Genomic DNA, 16,968 nt, shown 5'->3' on the forward strand with positions numbered 1-16,968 from the left:
ATGGGGAATAACCTTAATTGTTTAATAAATGAGTCGGTAAGTTAAAAAAGTGGGTAAGTCAGTAAGTGTTTGACGCACCAACAACCTAGTATTAGCCACTTACTGACTGATTAGACATTCACGTGTTTTTCCGCATGATAACTCGACCGAACCAGTGGACCTGACTCAACGTACTTCAGCCCACGCTTCAGCCCTTCTTCTCGATACATAGCAAAGGTATCAGGGTGAATCCACTCAATAACTTCGTGGTGCATTTTGGTGGGTTGCAGGTACTGGCCCAGCGTGAGAATATCCAGCCCGTTTGTGGCCAGGTCATCCATCGCCTTAAACACCTCATCGTGTGTTTCACCTAAGCCAAGCATAATACCAGATTTTGTCCGCTGACCATACTCTTTTGTCCGACGAATCTGTTCGAGACTACGCTCATAGCGAGCCTGCGGCCGAACTCGCCGATAAAGCCGCTCTACGGTTTCCATATTATGCGAAACTACTTCCTGGCCTGCCGAAATCATCCGTTCCAGCGCTTCCCAGTTTCCCTTTGTATCAGGAATAAGCGTTTCAATAGTCGTTGATGGCGATTCCTCTTTAATAAGTCGTACGGTCTGATACCAGATTTCGGCTCCCCGGTCTTTCAGTTCATCGCGATTAACCGATGTAAGCACAGCGTGTTTAACCTTCATCAATACAATAGCTTCAGCCACGCGCCGAGGCTCATCCGTATCATATTCAGTAGGGCGTCCGGTTGCTACGGCACAAAACGTGCAGCTTCTTGTACAAACATTGCCCAGAATCATAAATGTAGCGGTGCCTGCTCCCCAGCATTCACCCATATTCGGGCAGTTACCACTCTCGCAAATGGTATGGAGCTTATGTTCGTCGACTAACTTACGAACTTTGGCATATTCGGGTCCAATAGGCAGTTTTACACGCAGCCAATCGGGTCTTTTTTTCCGTTGTTGTTCAGAGGGTATTACAGGTAGTTCGATCATGGCTCCTCAATCCTTTCCAGCAAAATTCGTTTTCTGGGCGTAAAGTTCAGTAAAAAGGAGGAAAGGGAAGAAGGAGGAAAGGGAGAAAGGTTTTTTCGCATCCTATTCTTCCCTGTCCTCCTTCCTCCCTTTCCTCCTTTTTTATTTCTTACTGCCAAAAAACAACGTAAGATAGGCCGATGTGAAAAAGCTACGATTTCCATCTTCCCGATTACCGGTCTGGCTTTGGTTGGGAATAATCACAATTTTATTGGGAAATGCTTCCGCTAAGAAACCGATTTCAACGCCGGTTGTATTGGCTCTGAAAGCACTTAGTTCAAAACTTAAAGCCGCTTTCACATGAAGGCCAATCGTAAGTTTCGACTGATCCAGGCCCTGAAAGAAACCCCCAGCGCCGGTAATTACCTCGCCTGTTGGTGTAGTAGACCCATTCACCTGTGAAGCTGGCACGGTTCGGGAGGAGTTACCGGAAGTTACTTCCACATAGTACGGCTTAATAATACCTATTGATGGTCCGCCAGCTAAAATTCCGCTTACTGCAATACCTTCATCACTACTCCGCTGAAACAGTTTTACTTCCCGGCCATATTGAGGGCGCAAAACAAACAAATAATTTTCTTTTCCATCAATATAGCGCGAGCCAATCGAATTGATGGATGACTGTATCTCTTTCGGATGCTTTACATTAACAAGTTCAACGCTTATATAGCGATATTGAGACATACCCAACAGTTTGCTCGATAGTAGCTTTGACTGCCGAAACGAAAAGCCCCCAATTATACCAGAATTCGTGTTGGTTGTCAGGCCAAACGTCGTTATAGTTGGGTAATTATCGTCTTCGGTGTCCGTATTTTGCGCTTTAGAAACCTGACCTGACAAGAGCAGGCCACTTAGCGCAAGTCCAAATAAGTTGTATAGTGTTCGCATTTCCGTAAAATCCTGAATTAAAGCTACTCATTATTATTATTATTCACAAAACCCCGACGCTACAATTAGGGTAACTACATCATTCTTTATATGTTTAATTAGAAAAGGTGAGTTGGTAAGTCGAATAAGTCAGTAAGTGCTGACGCCAGTTTTTTCCTTACTAACTTGCCGACCGCACGGGCAACCCCGTTATTTAACTCGTTAACTTTCAACTTTTCATGGCAACCATTCACATTGATTACCTCGGTGGACTACGTACCGATTGTGAACACCTTCAATCGGGTACCCACATAAATACCGATGCCCCTACGGATAACCAAGGCCTTGGCGAAGCATTCTCTCCTACCGATCTGGTTGCCAATGCCCTTGGCTCCTGCATCATTACAACGATGGCTATTTTTGCCCGACGCGAAGGTATTGACCTACAAAGTAGCGAACTCGACGTTACGAAAGTGATGACCAGCCAGCCTCCCCGGCGCATTGCTCGTATAGAAATTAGTCTGATTCTCCGCGCCAATCGGGAAGGAAATTCATTTCTACCCGACGATGAAACTCGCGCCCGACTAGAGAAAATTGCACACACCTGCCCGGTAGCCATTAGCCTCCACCCTGATGTTGAGCAGGCCGTAAGTATGCAGTGGGAATAGGGGAACTGATATAGGATGTATGGTATATGATTTAACTGACGCAGGAGAAGTACATCCTATATCATACATCACAAGGCAAGATTCCTTTAATTTAACTTATTTCTTTTTCGTTTCTGCCGCCAGTATTTAATATCGGCGGTCAGATTTTCGAGGAAAAATGAGGGGCCGACCGATATATAAAACCCACTATAGTTGATTTGGCTGTCGGGAATATCCTTTTTTAGAATAAAACGATACCCAGTCAACATATTCAAACCAAACCAGTGTAAAGGCCGTAGCCAGCGTACAGTTGGAAACTGATAGGCGGCAGAAACACCGACGCCAAGTGGCAGAAAAACACCCCGTGCGACTTCATGCTTGTTTGATTGGCCCTCGTCTCGTTCATAACGTGAGTGCCCATACCCCAATTCTATCGGCATACTCACTTCAAAAGCTTTCCGGCGCAATAGGTAACGCTCGTAGTATACGGTAGCTATACGTAAATGACGGGTTACAGATTCTGATGTATTGGGCAGCAAACCGGGTTCGTCGAGATGCTGATTAATAAAATAAAATCCGGCTCCTGCCTTAAAACTAGCCAAACGCCCACCTCGCAGGTTAGGCCGCTCATGCTGGCTAGGGAATAAAAAACCAGCTCTTACCCCATACACACTAACCGGCACTCGTCGATTATTATCATTTCGGGTATCACCAAAGAAGAAGAATCGTTGATCTGTTGAGGCAGTAAACGTAAGGGATTTTGGGCTGCTACTACTTGCAGTATCCGAATGAAGAGTTTTCCTGGTTTTTGCCTCGATAGAGGCTTCGGGCTGCGCCCAGGCTATTGTACCCGTATAAAACCAAAGAATAAAAGGTAAACTTAAAATCCATCGTAATCGCATAGTTTTCACACCGTTGATAAACTAATAACGATGGATCGGGCTAATGGTTCTACTGGATTTATGATCGGCTATTATATCACCAATTCACGAGCCAAAACCCGCTTTCAATTTGCCAATAATTTCCAGATGAATCGTTGGGTAAGCGTCTTCCAAACGACTCTATACCATATCTTATAATAACTCTACGCTTTTTATGGGCTATTTAGTTTGTCCTCAAACTCTCTATATTTCACGGCCTACCTTAGTCTACTATTGGATAAATACAAAAAAAACCAATCAGCTTAGTTCATAATTGACCCTACAGGAATTGACGAGTTATCTCAAATTTCTTCCGTATCGACAAAAAAATCTTACCGTTTTCCAATCCGGGAACGTTCCCGGTAACGCTTGCATAAATAAAATGAGATAAAATGTTCTTTATGTCTGTTTTTTTTCAGAACATCATACTAGAATTTTTCCAAAGAATAATAGTACATAATAAAGCTTCATAAAGAAATAATCCACAATTACCCTTAGCCCATTAGGTGGTGTATACACCTTCAGCTGATGTTTTTAATAAGTAGAAACCCTTATATCTGACGCTTTGGCCTACACGAAACAGTTATACACCGTGTCCCATAAGCCATACTCTGCTTATACCGTTGAGGAGCTCGCCCTTGATGACCTGTTTGTGCGTTGGGTGCAACATCCTAACGACGATGAGGTAGAGGCTTATTGGCAAAACTGGCTTGCGCAAAACCCAGACTGTTACGAAACGGTCGAAGCGGCCCGTGCACTTATTAAGGAAGCCAGTCAATCAAGGTTACCAGCCTTATCGACCGATGAGATATCTTCCGTATGGGGGCGAATCCGGGAATCGCTCCAGACAATGGAAGACCTCCGCCCACTACAACCAGATGTTCGGGCTGTTATTGGCTGGTGGTATTTCTTTAGGACGGTGGCTGCACTAATGGGTGTTATGCTATTAATTGGGTGGGCACTCTGGATGCAGTATGGCCCAAATCAATGCGTATCGACGATCAGTACTCCATCGAATCAAACACGTTTGATTCGACTGCCTGATAACTCAACTATGACCCTGCAGCCCAATAGCACAGTCCGATATGCACGCCAATGGACTGACGAAACGCCAAGGGCAGTCTGGCTAAAAGGAGAAGCAGATTTTTCAGTTACGCATCGTAATGATACATCCTCAGCCCGATTGTTTCGGGTCCATATGGCCGACTTTACTATAGAAGCAGTCGGTACTATTTTTCGAGTACGGCAGCATCCGCAGGGAACCTATGTAGCCCTGACCTCCGGAAATGTGAATTTACTTCTGAAAGAACAACAGCCCATTCGGCTACAACCCGGCGACTCGATCGAAGTGGCCGCTGGTTTAGCCAAGACTTTACCTTAACAATTAACTCTTACTTGAACCTACAATGCAGACAACAATTACCCAACCGCCACGGCTTGCGTGGCTTCCTTTGCTTGGCCTAACAGCACTCACGCTGGTTAGCCAACCGGCGTTCAGCGCGCCACCCACAAACCGACCACTCGTAGAAAACCCGGCGCAGGAACGCACCGTTACGGGCCGGATTCTTTCGGGTGACGACAATAAAGCCTTGCCAGGTGTTAGTGTGGCAGTGAAAGGTACCACGCGTGGAACGACTTCCGACGCCAATGGCGATTACCGCATTGGCGTACCCAACAACCAGTCTGTGCTGGTTTTCTCAGCAGTCGGCTTTGTTAGCCAAGAGGTTAGCGTTGGCAACAAGTCAGCAATCAATCTAACACTCACTACCGACAACCGATCGCTGAACGAGGTTGTCGTTATTGGATATGGTACGCAGAAGAAGAGCCAGACCACAGGCGCTATCTCGTCGATTACACCCAAGCAAATCACCGAACAACCTGTTACCAACATTGGACAGGCCATGCAGGGTCGGGTAGCGGGTGTGGATGTGGCTCAGTCGGGTAGCCGACCTGGTTCTGTACCAACTATTCGGATTCGGGGACGTCGTTCGTTTAACGCTGGAAACGACCCATTATATGTAGTTGATGGGATTCCACTGGCGCGAGAATACGAAGACATTAACCCAAATGATGTGGGTTCGATGGAAATCCTGAAGGATGCTACCGCAACGGCAATCTATGGCGCCAGAGGTGCTAACGGGGTTGTACTGATTACGACCAAGCGGGGTAATCCGACTGGCAAAACGACAATTAGCTACGATAACTATGTAGGTTTTACTGATGCGCTTGACAAAGTCAAACTGTTCAGCGGTTCCGAATTCGCCGAATTCGTTCGGGAAGCTTACCGGACTACGGGCAACTACAAAGACGCGAACGGTAATCCAGTTCCTACGGGCGTGGCCGATGCCTATGCAGACTCCAAGGTAGCTGTTCTAGGTGGTGACCCAAACGTAGCGGCTGGTCTTGCCGCCAATCGGAATACAGATTGGCAATCATTGATTCTGAAACAGGGTATTCAGCAGAGCCATACGATTGGGATTCAGGGCGGTAATGAAAAAACGCAGTTCTATCTTTCGGCAGGCTATTTTCAGGATAAAGGGATCATGCCGGGACTGGATTTCACTCGTTATTCATTGCGTGCCAATATTGATCACCAGATTAATAAGGTTCTTAAGGTAGGTCTTGCCTCCTACATGATGTATTATCTACGCAATGGAGAGAACCTGAATCCCTATAATTTTACGCTTCAGCAAAACCCGCTTGGTCGGCCTTACGACGATAATGGCAACCTAATTTTCTCGCCTACGAATGACGCCTTACTCACCAATCCACTCGCCGAGGTTATACCAGGTGCCCAAATAGAAGAACGGAAGAAATACCGTATTTTCAATAGTGTCTATGCGGAAGTAAACATTCTCGACGGTTTAAAGTACCGGGTTAACTTCGGTCCTGATTTTACTATCAATCGGTATGGTCGCTTCATTGGTGCTCAAACGAACGCCCGGAAATTTGGTGATCCTCAAGCTTCTAACTCTGCCACTTTTAATTTCGACTATACGCTGGAGAACTTCCTAACGTACAACAAAAAAATTGGCGATCACAATTTTGGTATCACGGCCCTGCAATCCATTCAGCGCGATAATTCTGAGTTTAATAACATCAATGTGCAGGGCGTTCCTGCTGAATCGCAGTCGTTCTACAACGTAGGTAATGCCAGTTCGGTGCTGGGTGTGGGCAGTGGTCTGATTCAGTGGACCATTAACTCCTATATGGGACGTATTAACTATGACTACAAAGATAAGTACTTAGTTACAGCAACCATACGTCGGGATGGATCGAGCCGATTTGGAGAGAACACCAAGTACGGTAACTTCCCCGGTATAGCCTTAGGCTGGAATATCAGCAACGAAGAGTTTATGAAAGGTTCTTCCTGGGTTGATCTACTGAAATTACGGGTTAGTCGTGGGTCAGTGGGTAACCAAGGTGTAGCTCCTTATCAAACGCAGGGATTACTCGATCGCACGGTGTATGCCTTCGGTACCACTCCTGCTTACGGGTATCGCCCAAATACCATTGGGAACCCCGATTTGCGGTGGGAAACCTCAACCACAACAAATATAGGTGTCGATTTCAGTCTCTGGCGCGGTCGGTTAACGGGTGCTATCGAATTGTATAAAACCCGCACAACAGACCTTCTGTTGTCTGACCAACTACCTACATCAATTGGTTTCAATGCTGTTACCCGGAACATTGGCGAAACCCAGAACAAAGGGATAGAAGTCAGTTTATCTACAGTGAATGTGAATACGAAAGGTGGCTTTAAGTGGACATCCGACATTGTATTCTCCAAAAATACGGAAGCCATTATCTCCCTGTTCAACGGACCTATTGATGATGTGGGCAACAAACGCTTTATCGGTAAACCCCTGACCGAGTTCTACGATTATAAGAAAGCCGGTATCTGGCAGACCAACGAAGCTGACGCGGCCAAGTCTTATCAGAGTGCCGTTGGTCAGATTAAAGTTCAGGATACGAATAACGATGGAAAAATTACAGCTGATGACCGGGTGTTCCTAGGATCCGATATTCCAACCTGGAGTGGTGGTATTACCAACCGCTTCAGCTACAAAGGGTTTGACCTGAACTTCTTTATTTATGCCCGGATTGGTCAGACCATCCTGAGTGGTTTCCACCGTGACAACAACCAACTGGCGGGTCGTTATGAGCAGATTAAAGTAGATTACTGGACACCTAACAATCCAACAAATGAGTTCCCCCGGCCTAACTCAAGCCAGGAATTTCCGGTCTACAACTCGGCTATTATTTATTTCGACGGTTCGTTCGTGAAGGTGCGGAATATCAACTTTGGCTATACGTTCCCAGCAAGTATTGCCTCGAAACTCCGGCTACAGTCGTTGCGCATATTCACCAGCATTCAGCAGCCTTTTATCTTCTCATCTTACCGGTCGAAGTATAATGGTGTTGACCCTGAAACAAGTGCGAGTGATGGTGTCGTCAGCAACGGTGTTGTGCCAGCTACCCGGGTAACGACTTTTGGTTTGAACGTCAAATTCTAAGCACGTAGCCAGTAAATGATGTGTTTATAAACATCTTAAGATTCAAAAACATGAAATCAAATTTTTCATATAAATCATTCCGCATCCTGGCTCTTGCCACTCTATTGCTCAGCGGGCAGGCGTGTAAGGATGTACTGAAGGAAACCGTAATCTCGGCCATTCCAAACGCTTACATCAATACCCCAAAAGGCTTTGAAGATGCCAGCAAAGCCGCTTACTCGTCGCTGCGAAATTTCTATGCATCGGAGCGCGGTCTGACCATGACCGAATATGGTACGGATATTTACCAGGCCGGAGCGGATGGAAGCTACAAAGGGTTTCATTTTTACGACACCCAGATGAACAGTTTCGTTGACATTATCCAGCAGGTATGGGAAGAACTGTATAGGGGCATCAATACCTGTAATGCGGTTATTGAGCGTGCCCCGGCAGCTACTGTTTCGGATGCTACAAAAAAACTTCGAGTAGCCGAGATGAAGTTCCTGAGAGCGCACTACTACTTTATTCTGGTGCAACAGTTCGGTGGGGTTGACTTACGACTAACAGAAACGATACTTCCTACGAAAAAAACCAGTCGGGCAACAGAAGCCGACATCTATAAATCCATCACGAGTGACCTTGAAGCAGCCCTACCCGACCTGCCTGCCATTAAAGCATCTTCGCAGGGAGCCAGTGATTACGGGCGCGCGACCAAATCGGCTGCCGAACATTTGCTGGCTCGGGTGTACCTTACCAAAGCCACTTCATCGGCAAAAGCCGCTGATGATTACACGAAAGCCGCAACCTACGCACAGAACGTAATTAGCAACTATAGCCTGAAGCTATTACCCGATTTTGCCAGCGTATTTGCGCAGGGCGGTGGTGAAATCAACGATGAAGTGATCTTTTCGGTGCAGTATACCACCGATCCACTGACCAACATCAACACCGCAAACTTGAATAATGGTGAAGGGAATAAGCTGCATTTATATTTTGGGATGCAGTACGATGTGCAGCCAGGTATGAAGCGCGACATTGCCAATGACCGACCATTTAAGCGGCTACGTCCAACTACCTATCTGCTTGAAACTGTTTTCAAAGATCGAGTAAATGATTCCCGCTACAAGAAAACGTTCAAGGACACTTGGCTGTCTAACAACCCTGGCACGAATCTAAATACCTCTTTTGACAACAGTAAGGCTAAGATGACCTTAAAAGCAGGAGATACTGCCATTTACATTCCGGGTGTTGAGTGGACTGTAGCACAACGGGCAGCCAAGCCTTACCAGGTACTCGTGCCTAGCGCTTATACGGCAGCCTTATTTCCAACGCTGCAAAAATTCCTGGACCCGACTCGCCCTGATCTTACCTACGAAGCCGGTAGCCGCGATTATCTGGCGTTCCGTCTGGCCGAAACGTATCTGATTTTGGCTGAAGCCCAATTCAAATCGGGTAAAACAACAGAAGCGGTAGCTGCTATTAACGCAGTTCGCCGTCGGGCTGCCTACCCAGGCAAAGAGACCGCCATGGAGATAACACCTGCTCAATTAGACATGGAGATGATCATGCAGGAACGCGCTCGTGAACTGGCTGGTGAGCAAATGCGTTGGTTTGACCTAAAACGTTGGGGAAACCTGGTTGAACGAGTTAAGTTATATAACCCGGATGGAGCTGCCAACGTAAAAGAAACCCACAATTTGCGTCCAATTCCGCAAACCCAAATTGACCGGACAGAAAATGCAGGATTCGGCCAAAACCCAGGGTTCTAATGAGTAAAAGGGCGAAAGAGTGAAGCCGTCTATCGTGTTTCACTCTTTCGCTTTTTATTTTTAGTATAACTGAGTCTATTCACGCTTATCAATTCCGTACTTAGCGTTCTAATTATTCTGTTTCACCATTAGTAGTCAGGCGAACCGCCCTATACTGATTATCCCTCCCCAAACTATGCAAGAGACTGTAAACCGACGACAGTTTCTCACCACGGCTGGTTTATCAGCTTTGGCACTTACCGCTGCAACGGAACCGTTATTTGCCCGATTCAGTAAACCATCTGGTCTGAAAATCGCCTACTCGGCCATTACCTGGGGCGGGAACGACGCTCAGGCAATTACGGACCTGGCTTCGCTTGGCTATCATGGTATTCAACTCCGGGCCAACGCCTTTGGGCCCTATAAAGCCAAGCCCTCCGAATTGAAAGCGTTGCTCGATCAGAATCACCTAACCCTGGCTATGTTTTCGAGTGGCAATGTAGAGATCGATCCGGCTAAAGAACAGAGTACCATCGATATGCACGTGGCCCACGCGAGTTTTGTGAAAGCCCTCGGTGGCTCAGCCATTCAGTTGACCAACTCGGCCCGACCCAAAGATCGGCTTCCAACAACGGAAGAACTGAAACGACTGGCATTCGTTATGAACGAAATCGGCAAGCAAACGGCCGACCTAGGTGTTCAGGCTACCTATCACAATCACATGCACCAGCTCGGCGAAACGCCCGAAGAGGTAGAGATTATTGTGCAGGCCATGAATCCTAAGTACATGAAATTAGAACTTGACATTGCCCACTATAAACAAGGGGGTGGCCAACCCGAAAAGGCTGTCAAGCAATATAAAGACATTATTTACGCCCTTCACCTGAAAGACACAATGTCGCCCTTGGCCGAAAAACCAGGTGATGCTAAAGCGTATAAATTTGTGGAGTTAGGCCGGGGAAATGTGGACGTCCCCGCGGTATTCAAAGCCTTGGACGAGATTAAGTTTAAAGGTTGGGGAATCGTTGAATTAGATGGTGTCCCGGAAAAAGATAAGACTCCCATTCAGTGCGCTCAGATCAATAAAGACTATATCACTAAAACGCTTCACGTTCCATTGTGAAAAAAGAATACTGGAAGCTGAGGTCCATTTCCGTTTTTTCACGTACTACTATTATGAAACAACTAATCTTATCTGGCTTTTTAGTCTTAAGCTTAATCGCAGCTAAAGATTCACAAGCGCCTAATACATTAACAGCCCAGGAGAAAAAGGACGGTTGGAAGTTGCTCTTTGATGGCAAGACAACCAAAGGCTGGCGTGGGGCTTACAAAGATAAATTCCCCGAAAAAGGCTGGGACGTTACTGATGGCATGCTAACGATCCAACAATCGAATGGGTCTGAGTCTGAAAGCTTTGGTGATATTGTTACAGATGGCGAATACAGTGATTTCGATCTTGTCTTCGATTTCAAACTTACGGAAGGAGCCAACAGTGGTGTGAAATATTTTGTGGCTGAACAAAGCCCGAAGCCGAAGGGGTCAGCATTTGGCCTGGAATTTCAGGTGCTGGATGATGATAAACACCCCGATGCCAAACTAGGACGTAATGGTAACCGCACGGTTGGTTCGTTGTATGATCTGATTCCGGCAAGTGGCAAAAAAGCCAATCCAATTGGCGAGTGGAACACAGGACGTGTTATTTCGAAAGGCAAACACGTTGAACACTGGCTGAACGGCAAAAAAGTAGTTGAATACGAACGGGGCAGCGAGCAATTCCGGGAATTGGTTGCCATGAGTAAATACAAAGCTCCCGACTATAATGCCAACGGTCGTTTCGGCGAAGCTCCTAAAGGCCATATCCTGCTTCAGGATCATGGTAATCGGGTATACTTCCGAAATATGAAGATCAAAACACTTTAAGCCTTAGGCCCTATAGCGAATAGTTTTTCTATCATCGTTTATCGTATCTTTTTAAACAGATTAAATTCTATGGAAAATCGTCGTGATTTTATAAAAAAATCGGCACTAGCTGGACTTGGGATGAGTTTCTCAGCCAGTAGCTACGCCCGAATTCTGGGAGCTAACGACCGGGTTCGGGTTGGTATTATTGGCTTTTCGGACCGCTTCCGACAGTCGCTTGCCCCCGCTTTTGCTGAACATGCGAAAGCCCAGAATTTTGCTTTTGTAGGGGTTTCTGACCTCTGGAATCGTCGTCGCGACGAAGCAGAAGCTTATTTAAAGGGGAAAGGGTTGAACGATAGTACCTTTTTCAAAGCCCGCAACAACGACGAACTCCTCGACCGCAAAGATGTTGACGCCGTTATCATCAGCACCGCCGATTTCCAGCATGCCCTCCACTGTGCCGCAGCCGTTGAATCGGGCCGGGATGTGTATTGCGAAAAGCCATTCGCCGAATCGCTCGACGATGCCCGGAAAGCAGTTAAAGCCGTTGAAAGCTCGAAGAAAATTGTGCAGGTTGGTTCGCAGCGACGCTCTGCCCCAAACTACCACTCAGCCAATGAGTTTATCAAATCAGGCAAATTTGGCGACATTACCATGGTTGAAATGACCTGGAACGTCAACCAGCCCGGTCGCTGGCGCCGGCCTAAGTTGGTGTCTGAAATTCGCAAAGAAGATACCGACTGGGATCGCTACCAGATGAACCGGCCTAAAACGGCCTGGGACCCACGTAAATATCTTGAATTCCGCTTGTTCTACCCTTACTCATCGGGCATTCCGGGTCAGTGGATGTCGCACCAGATCGATACAGTCCACTGGTTCAGTGGTTTAGATCACCCACGTAGTGTAGTTGCTAATGGGGGCGTTTACAGTTGGAAAGATGGTCGTGTTAATGCCGACACCTTTACGGCTGTGTTCGATTACGGCCCGGACAACGACAAAACCAAAGGCTTCCAGGTATTGTACTCTTCGCGCATGAACAACGAAGCCGGTGGTGTAAAAGAATACTACTTCTCGAACGGCGGCATGATTAACCTCGACACGAACAAGATTTCGCCCGAGGGAGGTCTGGAAGCAAAATACGCCAAAGACATGAATATGCAGGCGAACCTACTGCCAACAATGTCACTGGGAGAAGCTGCAAAAATGGAAACCTCTGCCAACACAGGTGGTGATCCAATGACCTCTTTACACATGCTGAACTGGATGGAATGCGTTCGCAGCCGCAAAGAGCCCAATGCTCCTGCCCGAGTAGGTTTCAACCACTCTGTTGCCAATATCATGGCGACTATGGCCCTGCATACCGGTAAGCGCGTAACCTGGGATTCGACTAAACAGGATGTGGTAGTGAGTTAAAAAAAGGAGGAAAGGGAAGAAGGGGAGTAGAGGGAGAAAAGGATATCAATCGTTCCTTCCTCCCTCTACTCCCCTTCTTCCCTTTCCTCCCTTATCAATTTTTCAACAGCGCTGCACCAATCTGGCAACTCAAGCATTTTTTTACGGAACAAAACTCATTATAGAGTTCAATTGCCGCCTGCGAATCGAATGCTGTACGAACACCCAATCCTAGAGTGTCCCAGGTAGCGGTCAGGCGGTTTTTTTCGGCAGGCAGTTGCTCTAGTAACTCAATAGCCCGGTCAATATAAGCTGGCTGGCCTCTATGGTGGGCATACGCGGCAAGTAACGGCACAACTGTGTTAATCACAATATTCTCGGCCGAGTTTAGCCCCAACGCCGAAGCACTTTTATCGGTTTGTTTTCCAAACCGATAGTGCGATTGCCAGTAGTTAGAAGGTGTTATCTGTAAGGCGTTGAGCAATGTTTCACTATCTCGTGTACCGGCAAATAGTGAAAATAAACTGGCATGATACGTCACCAGACGGGCTAACTGGGCCAATCGTAGAGTTGGGAAATTAGCGGGCCGTAATCGCCCCCATTTCCAGGTATGAGCAGCTACCTGTTTATCAGTAAGTGAATATTTAGATGCGAGAAATCGATATTCGCGTTGAAGCGTTTTAATGTAGTCGTCAGACTCATCCGTATCTAATAATCCGGCTGTACCATACAACATAGCTTCAACTTGTACCAATACATCCCGGTGTTTCAAAATTGCTTTCAAGGGTACAGCCCGACTGAGTTGAGCCATAGGGTCGGCATTGATTTTAAAACCCATGTTCATAGCTAGTAGCCGATAGGCGGTCTCCTCCCAATCGCCACCTGCCTGCTCAACTAGCTGCCGGACCCCTTCTGCTTTCCGTTCCAACCGTTGAAGCATAGCTTTGTCAAGCATTGATGTTATTCGCAAAGGTGCTACGCTACGAAATTGCCCTGCACAGGGAATAGCATCTACTGAATCACTTAATACCTGGTAACGATCCAGTAATGTCGAATCGATGAGTGGCTGAAGTTCAAGCGTAGGCAGTGGTGTTCCATTAGCCCGATCAACCCGCCGCCCGTTGGCCAATCTATCGTCCTGCCAAACAACATGTAGAATGACATTGTCATACGCCCGATCATGCTGATGACGATGCACAAGCCAATCCGATGTTCGGGTATGCATCTCAACCGTACCCACCCACTCTACTTCATTGATCAGTAGCCGGGCGTTGGTAAAATCAGGCCCGGCTTCGTGATTCCGAAAACCCGTGTGGAGCACCTGTACGGATTCACCATCGGTTGTAATTAAATTGTTATTCGTAAAATACTGGTATTGCCAGATAAAATACAGAAAAATTTCGGGCACAGTTTAGTCGATAATTATCAGTTAGTTGATGCCAATAGCAACCCTAAGGCGAGTTGAATATAAACACATTTACTAAAATAATATACCTACTTTCGCCCAATCGTCTAGTTCCTTTGCAGAGCAGCTAAATAGGTGGCCATTTCCTTTTGTAAAGCCCTGGCTTCATCTCGTGCTCGATCAGCAAAGTCAACGCCATCAGACGCATATAAAATACTTCTTGACGCGTTTACTAATAAACCACCCGAAGCCGTTAAGCCTCGTCTGGAAACATCTTGAAGACTCCCCCCTTGTGCGCCCACACCGGGCACAAGCAAAAAGTTATCGGGAGCTAATTCTCTGATCCGACTTAGTTCGTCAGCCTGGGTTGCGCCTACAACAAACATAAGTTTATCCGTCCCGGCCCAGGTCTGTGCAGTTTCAATCACAATCTCAAACAGTTCCTGTTCGCCAACTTGGTGTCGCTGGAAATCAGCACTGCCGGTGTTGGATGTCAGCGCTAGAAGAATTACCCATTTACCTTCGTAAGCCAGAAAAGGTAGTACTGAATCATGACCCATGTAAGGAGCTACCGTAACAGAATCAAACGATAATCCAGCTGCTGCGGGGTCGAAAAAGGTGCGGGCATACAAATCAGAGGTATTCCCAATGTCCCCCCGTTTAGCATCAGCAATGGTGAAGCAATCGGCGGGAATATAGTCAAGGGTTTTCTGTAGGCTTTCCCAACCTCGTGGCCCCTGCGCTTCATAGAAAGCAATATTAGGTTTATAGGCTACGGCGAAGTTGGCAGTAGCGTCGATAATTGCTTTGTTGAATGCAAAGACCGGGTCGGGTTCGGTCAATAGATGTTGGGGAAGTTTACGAGGATCCGTATCTAACCCAACGCATAAATAGGACTGTTTTTGAAAAATCAGATTGCTTAACTCTGAATAGGTCATGCTGAAACGGGGATCACAGACTAAAAGATTCCGCTCAAAAGTACGACTTACCGTGTCGGTTTCATAAATTTGCCCATAAGAGACCTTCGTTTAAGAAACACCATCCTATTATGCAAGTTCGGCAAACAGCCATTGATGGCCTAATTGAATTAATTCCACGCGTATTTGAAGACGAGCGTGGACATTTCTTTGAGTCCTATAATAAACCGCTTTTCGTATCGCTGGGCTTGCCAATGGAGTTTGTACAGGACAATCAATCGTTCTCAGTAAAAGGTGTTCTGCGTGGATTGCATATGCAGAACGCACCCTTTGCTCAGGGAAAATTAGTGCGGGTTATCATGGGCCAAGTATTGGATGTAGCCGTTGACTTACGACCGGACTCGCCAACGTTTGGGCAATACGAAACTTTTTTGCTTGACGCCAAGCTAGCCAACATGGCTTATATACCGGAAGGTTTCGCTCACGGATTTGTAGCACTGGAAGACAGTATCTTCAGCTATAAATGCACAAACATTTATAATAAAACCTCTGAATCTGGCATTATCTGGAATGATCCAGATCTAAATATTAATTGGGGTGTAACGAATCCAATCGTTTCAGAGAAAGATCAGGAGCTGAAGACATTACGGGAGGTATTACCAGAGGCTGTAGTATAATGGAAAATGGATAATAAATAATGGACAATGAGCTAGCAGGCCATTATTCATTATCCATTATACTATTTCTCATACATTTCTTCCAGCACCTTCCGCCCTACTTTCCGCGCCGACAATGGATTTTGCCCGGTCACTAAACGTTCATCGACTTCAATGAACGGCAGAAATGGGATCAAGCCTTTACTGTAAAGGGCATTTTTCTGCCTCAACGCATCTTCGAGTAGGAACGGAACTTCCTCATCGAGTCGAACGAGTTTTTCCTCCATGTTCGAGAAGCCAGTTACCTGCCGGTTATCAATGAGTAGAGAACCATCAGACAAGGTAACATTGAGTAGTGCACCAACACCGTGGCAAACAGCTGCTACCATACCACCACTTTCATAAATCTGCCGGGTTATACGCTGCACAGCCAGATTGTCAGGAAAATCCCACATAGTGCCGTGTCCGCCAGTAAAATAGAGGATTTGGTAGTTAGAAGCGTCAATTTCATCTAACTTCAATGAGTTATCCAATTTGGAGCGGAATGTTGGATTATGATACCATTTTTCATTGATCGCATCGCGTCGGTCAATACTCTTCTCATCAATGGGAATGGAGCCTCCCACAGGGCTTGCAATATCGTAGGGTAGATTCCGTCCAGCTAATTCATCATAAAAATGGGTAGCTTCGCTAAGCCACAAACCTGTTTTTTGGGACTTAGTAGGATAATCCATATGGTTCGTGCAGACGATCAGTGCGCGGTAAATAGGATCCATGAGCAAGTAGACAATAGCTGTTTGCGGTAAATAACCGACACTTCAGGACGAAGATAAAGGGTTTATACTAAAACAGCTTACTGCCTCTTACTTACTCTGAACTGCTTGTCAAATCTTCCGCCTTTTAGGTCCCAAGTTTCCAGCTTCAACTAACGTACACGTTTAACTTTTAAAAATATTCTGCGCAAACCCTATTAACCAGATAAAAATTTTA

General features: G+C 46.3%; 14 protein-coding genes. 8 read left to right on the forward strand and 6 right to left on the reverse strand.

From position 1 onward, the window contains the following. Positions 1–110 precede the first annotated feature (110 nt). The gene (gene lipA / locus ACYVGO_RS11125; RefSeq protein ID WP_460969322.1) at positions 111–989 is read right to left on the reverse strand and encodes a lipoyl synthase; all 879 of its coding nucleotides are present in this window, start codon (positions 987–989) and stop codon (positions 111–113) included. A gap of 141 nt (positions 990–1,130) precedes the next feature. Continuing rightward, positions 1,131–1,916 carry a hypothetical protein gene (locus tag ACYVGO_RS11130; protein WP_460969323.1) on the reverse strand — a complete coding sequence of 262 codons (786 nt, stop codon included), beginning with the start codon at positions 1,914–1,916 and terminating at the stop codon, positions 1,131–1,133. 218 nt (positions 1,917–2,134) lie between these two features. On the opposite strand from ACYVGO_RS11130, the gene ACYVGO_RS11135 reads away from it, so the two are divergent. Next, complete coding sequence (locus ACYVGO_RS11135) at positions 2,135–2,563, forward strand: OsmC family protein (protein ID WP_460969324.1); 429 nt, start codon at positions 2,135–2,137, stop codon at positions 2,561–2,563. An 86-nt stretch (positions 2,564–2,649) separates the two neighbouring features. Here the strand turns inward: ACYVGO_RS11135 and ACYVGO_RS11140 are convergent, their stop codons facing one another. Continuing rightward, a complete protein-coding gene (locus ACYVGO_RS11140; protein ID WP_460969325.1) occupies positions 2,650–3,444 on the reverse strand; it encodes a hypothetical protein in 795 nt (264 codons plus the stop codon). A gap of 610 nt (positions 3,445–4,054) precedes the next feature. Here ACYVGO_RS11140 and ACYVGO_RS11145 point away from each other — a divergent pair. From ACYVGO_RS11145 to ACYVGO_RS11170, 6 genes are all read left to right on the forward strand, one after another. Further along, positions 4,055–4,843, forward strand: a complete 789-nt coding sequence (locus ACYVGO_RS11145) for a FecR family protein (RefSeq protein ID WP_142771500.1) — start codon at positions 4,055–4,057, stop codon at positions 4,841–4,843. 25 nt (positions 4,844–4,868) lie between these two features. Continuing rightward, on the forward strand, positions 4,869–7,979 hold the full coding sequence (locus ACYVGO_RS11150; protein ID WP_460969326.1) for a SusC/RagA family TonB-linked outer membrane protein: 3,111 nt from the start codon (positions 4,869–4,871) through the stop codon (positions 7,977–7,979). A gap of 50 nt (positions 7,980–8,029) precedes the next feature. After that, entirely contained in the window at positions 8,030–9,727 is a 1,698-nt protein-coding gene (locus ACYVGO_RS11155) for a RagB/SusD family nutrient uptake outer membrane protein (RefSeq protein ID WP_460969327.1), read from the forward strand. A gap of 175 nt (positions 9,728–9,902) precedes the next feature. Then, positions 9,903–10,829 carry a sugar phosphate isomerase/epimerase family protein gene (locus ACYVGO_RS11160; protein ID WP_460969328.1) on the forward strand — a complete coding sequence of 309 codons (927 nt, stop codon included), beginning with the start codon at positions 9,903–9,905 and terminating at the stop codon, positions 10,827–10,829. 53 nt (positions 10,830–10,882) lie between these two features. Continuing rightward, positions 10,883–11,626, forward strand: a complete 744-nt coding sequence (locus ACYVGO_RS11165) for a 3-keto-disaccharide hydrolase (protein WP_142771496.1) — start codon at positions 10,883–10,885, stop codon at positions 11,624–11,626. Positions 11,627–11,695: 69 nt separating this feature from the next. Then, positions 11,696–13,021: a Gfo/Idh/MocA family protein gene (locus ACYVGO_RS11170; protein WP_460969330.1), complete on the forward strand. Its 1,326-nt coding sequence runs from the start codon at positions 11,696–11,698 to the stop codon at positions 13,019–13,021. Between the two features lie 94 nt (positions 13,022–13,115). On the opposite strand, the gene ACYVGO_RS11175 is transcribed toward ACYVGO_RS11170, so the two are convergent. Continuing rightward, positions 13,116–14,408 (reverse strand): DUF2851 family protein, encoded by a 1,293-nt coding sequence (locus ACYVGO_RS11175; protein WP_460969331.1) that lies wholly within the window; start codon positions 14,406–14,408, stop codon positions 13,116–13,118. A 104-nt stretch (positions 14,409–14,512) separates the two neighbouring features. Continuing rightward, positions 14,513–15,343 (reverse strand): orotidine-5'-phosphate decarboxylase, encoded by an 831-nt coding sequence (gene pyrF, locus ACYVGO_RS11180; RefSeq protein ID WP_460969333.1) that lies wholly within the window; start codon positions 15,341–15,343, stop codon positions 14,513–14,515. A gap of 110 nt (positions 15,344–15,453) precedes the next feature. Between pyrF and rfbC the strand changes: the two genes are divergently transcribed. After that, positions 15,454–15,999 carry a dTDP-4-dehydrorhamnose 3,5-epimerase gene (gene rfbC, locus ACYVGO_RS11185; protein ID WP_460969334.1) on the forward strand — a complete coding sequence of 182 codons (546 nt, stop codon included), beginning with the start codon at positions 15,454–15,456 and terminating at the stop codon, positions 15,997–15,999. 62 nt (positions 16,000–16,061) lie between these two features. Here the strand turns inward: rfbC and ACYVGO_RS11190 are convergent, their stop codons facing one another. Then, positions 16,062–16,754, reverse strand: a complete 693-nt coding sequence (locus tag ACYVGO_RS11190; RefSeq protein WP_460969335.1) for a type 1 glutamine amidotransferase domain-containing protein — start codon at positions 16,752–16,754, stop codon at positions 16,062–16,064. Between the last annotated feature and the right edge of the window lie 214 nt (positions 16,755–16,968).

This window comes from Spirosoma migulaei (assembly GCF_054776855.1).

What these genes read in the sequence shown, in the direction of transcription:
- lipA (WP_460969322.1), bottom strand. Translation starts at nt 989, where the DNA reads ATGATCGAACTACCTGTAATACCCTCTGAACAACAACGGAAAAAAAGA.
- ACYVGO_RS11130 (WP_460969323.1), bottom strand. Translation starts at nt 1,916, where the DNA reads ATGCGAACACTATACAACTTATTTGGACTTGCGCTAAGTGGCCTGCTC.
- ACYVGO_RS11135 (WP_460969324.1), top strand. Translation starts at nt 2,135, where the DNA reads ATGGCAACCATTCACATTGATTACCTCGGTGGACTACGTACCGATTGT.
- ACYVGO_RS11140 (WP_460969325.1), bottom strand. Translation starts at nt 3,444, where the DNA reads ATGCGATTACGATGGATTTTAAGTTTACCTTTTATTCTTTGGTTTTAT.
- ACYVGO_RS11150 (WP_460969326.1), top strand. Translation starts at nt 4,869, where the DNA reads ATGCAGACAACAATTACCCAACCGCCACGGCTTGCGTGGCTTCCTTTG.
- ACYVGO_RS11155 (WP_460969327.1), top strand. Translation starts at nt 8,030, where the DNA reads ATGAAATCAAATTTTTCATATAAATCATTCCGCATCCTGGCTCTTGCC.
- ACYVGO_RS11160 (WP_460969328.1), top strand. Translation starts at nt 9,903, where the DNA reads ATGCAAGAGACTGTAAACCGACGACAGTTTCTCACCACGGCTGGTTTA.
- ACYVGO_RS11165 (WP_142771496.1), top strand. Translation starts at nt 10,883, where the DNA reads ATGAAACAACTAATCTTATCTGGCTTTTTAGTCTTAAGCTTAATCGCA.
- ACYVGO_RS11170 (WP_460969330.1), top strand. Translation starts at nt 11,696, where the DNA reads ATGGAAAATCGTCGTGATTTTATAAAAAAATCGGCACTAGCTGGACTT.
- pyrF (WP_460969333.1), bottom strand. Translation starts at nt 15,343, where the DNA reads ATGACCTATTCAGAGTTAAGCAATCTGATTTTTCAAAAACAGTCCTAT.
- rfbC (WP_460969334.1), top strand. Translation starts at nt 15,454, where the DNA reads ATGCAAGTTCGGCAAACAGCCATTGATGGCCTAATTGAATTAATTCCA.
- ACYVGO_RS11190 (WP_460969335.1), bottom strand. Translation starts at nt 16,754, where the DNA reads ATGGATCCTATTTACCGCGCACTGATCGTCTGCACGAACCATATGGAT.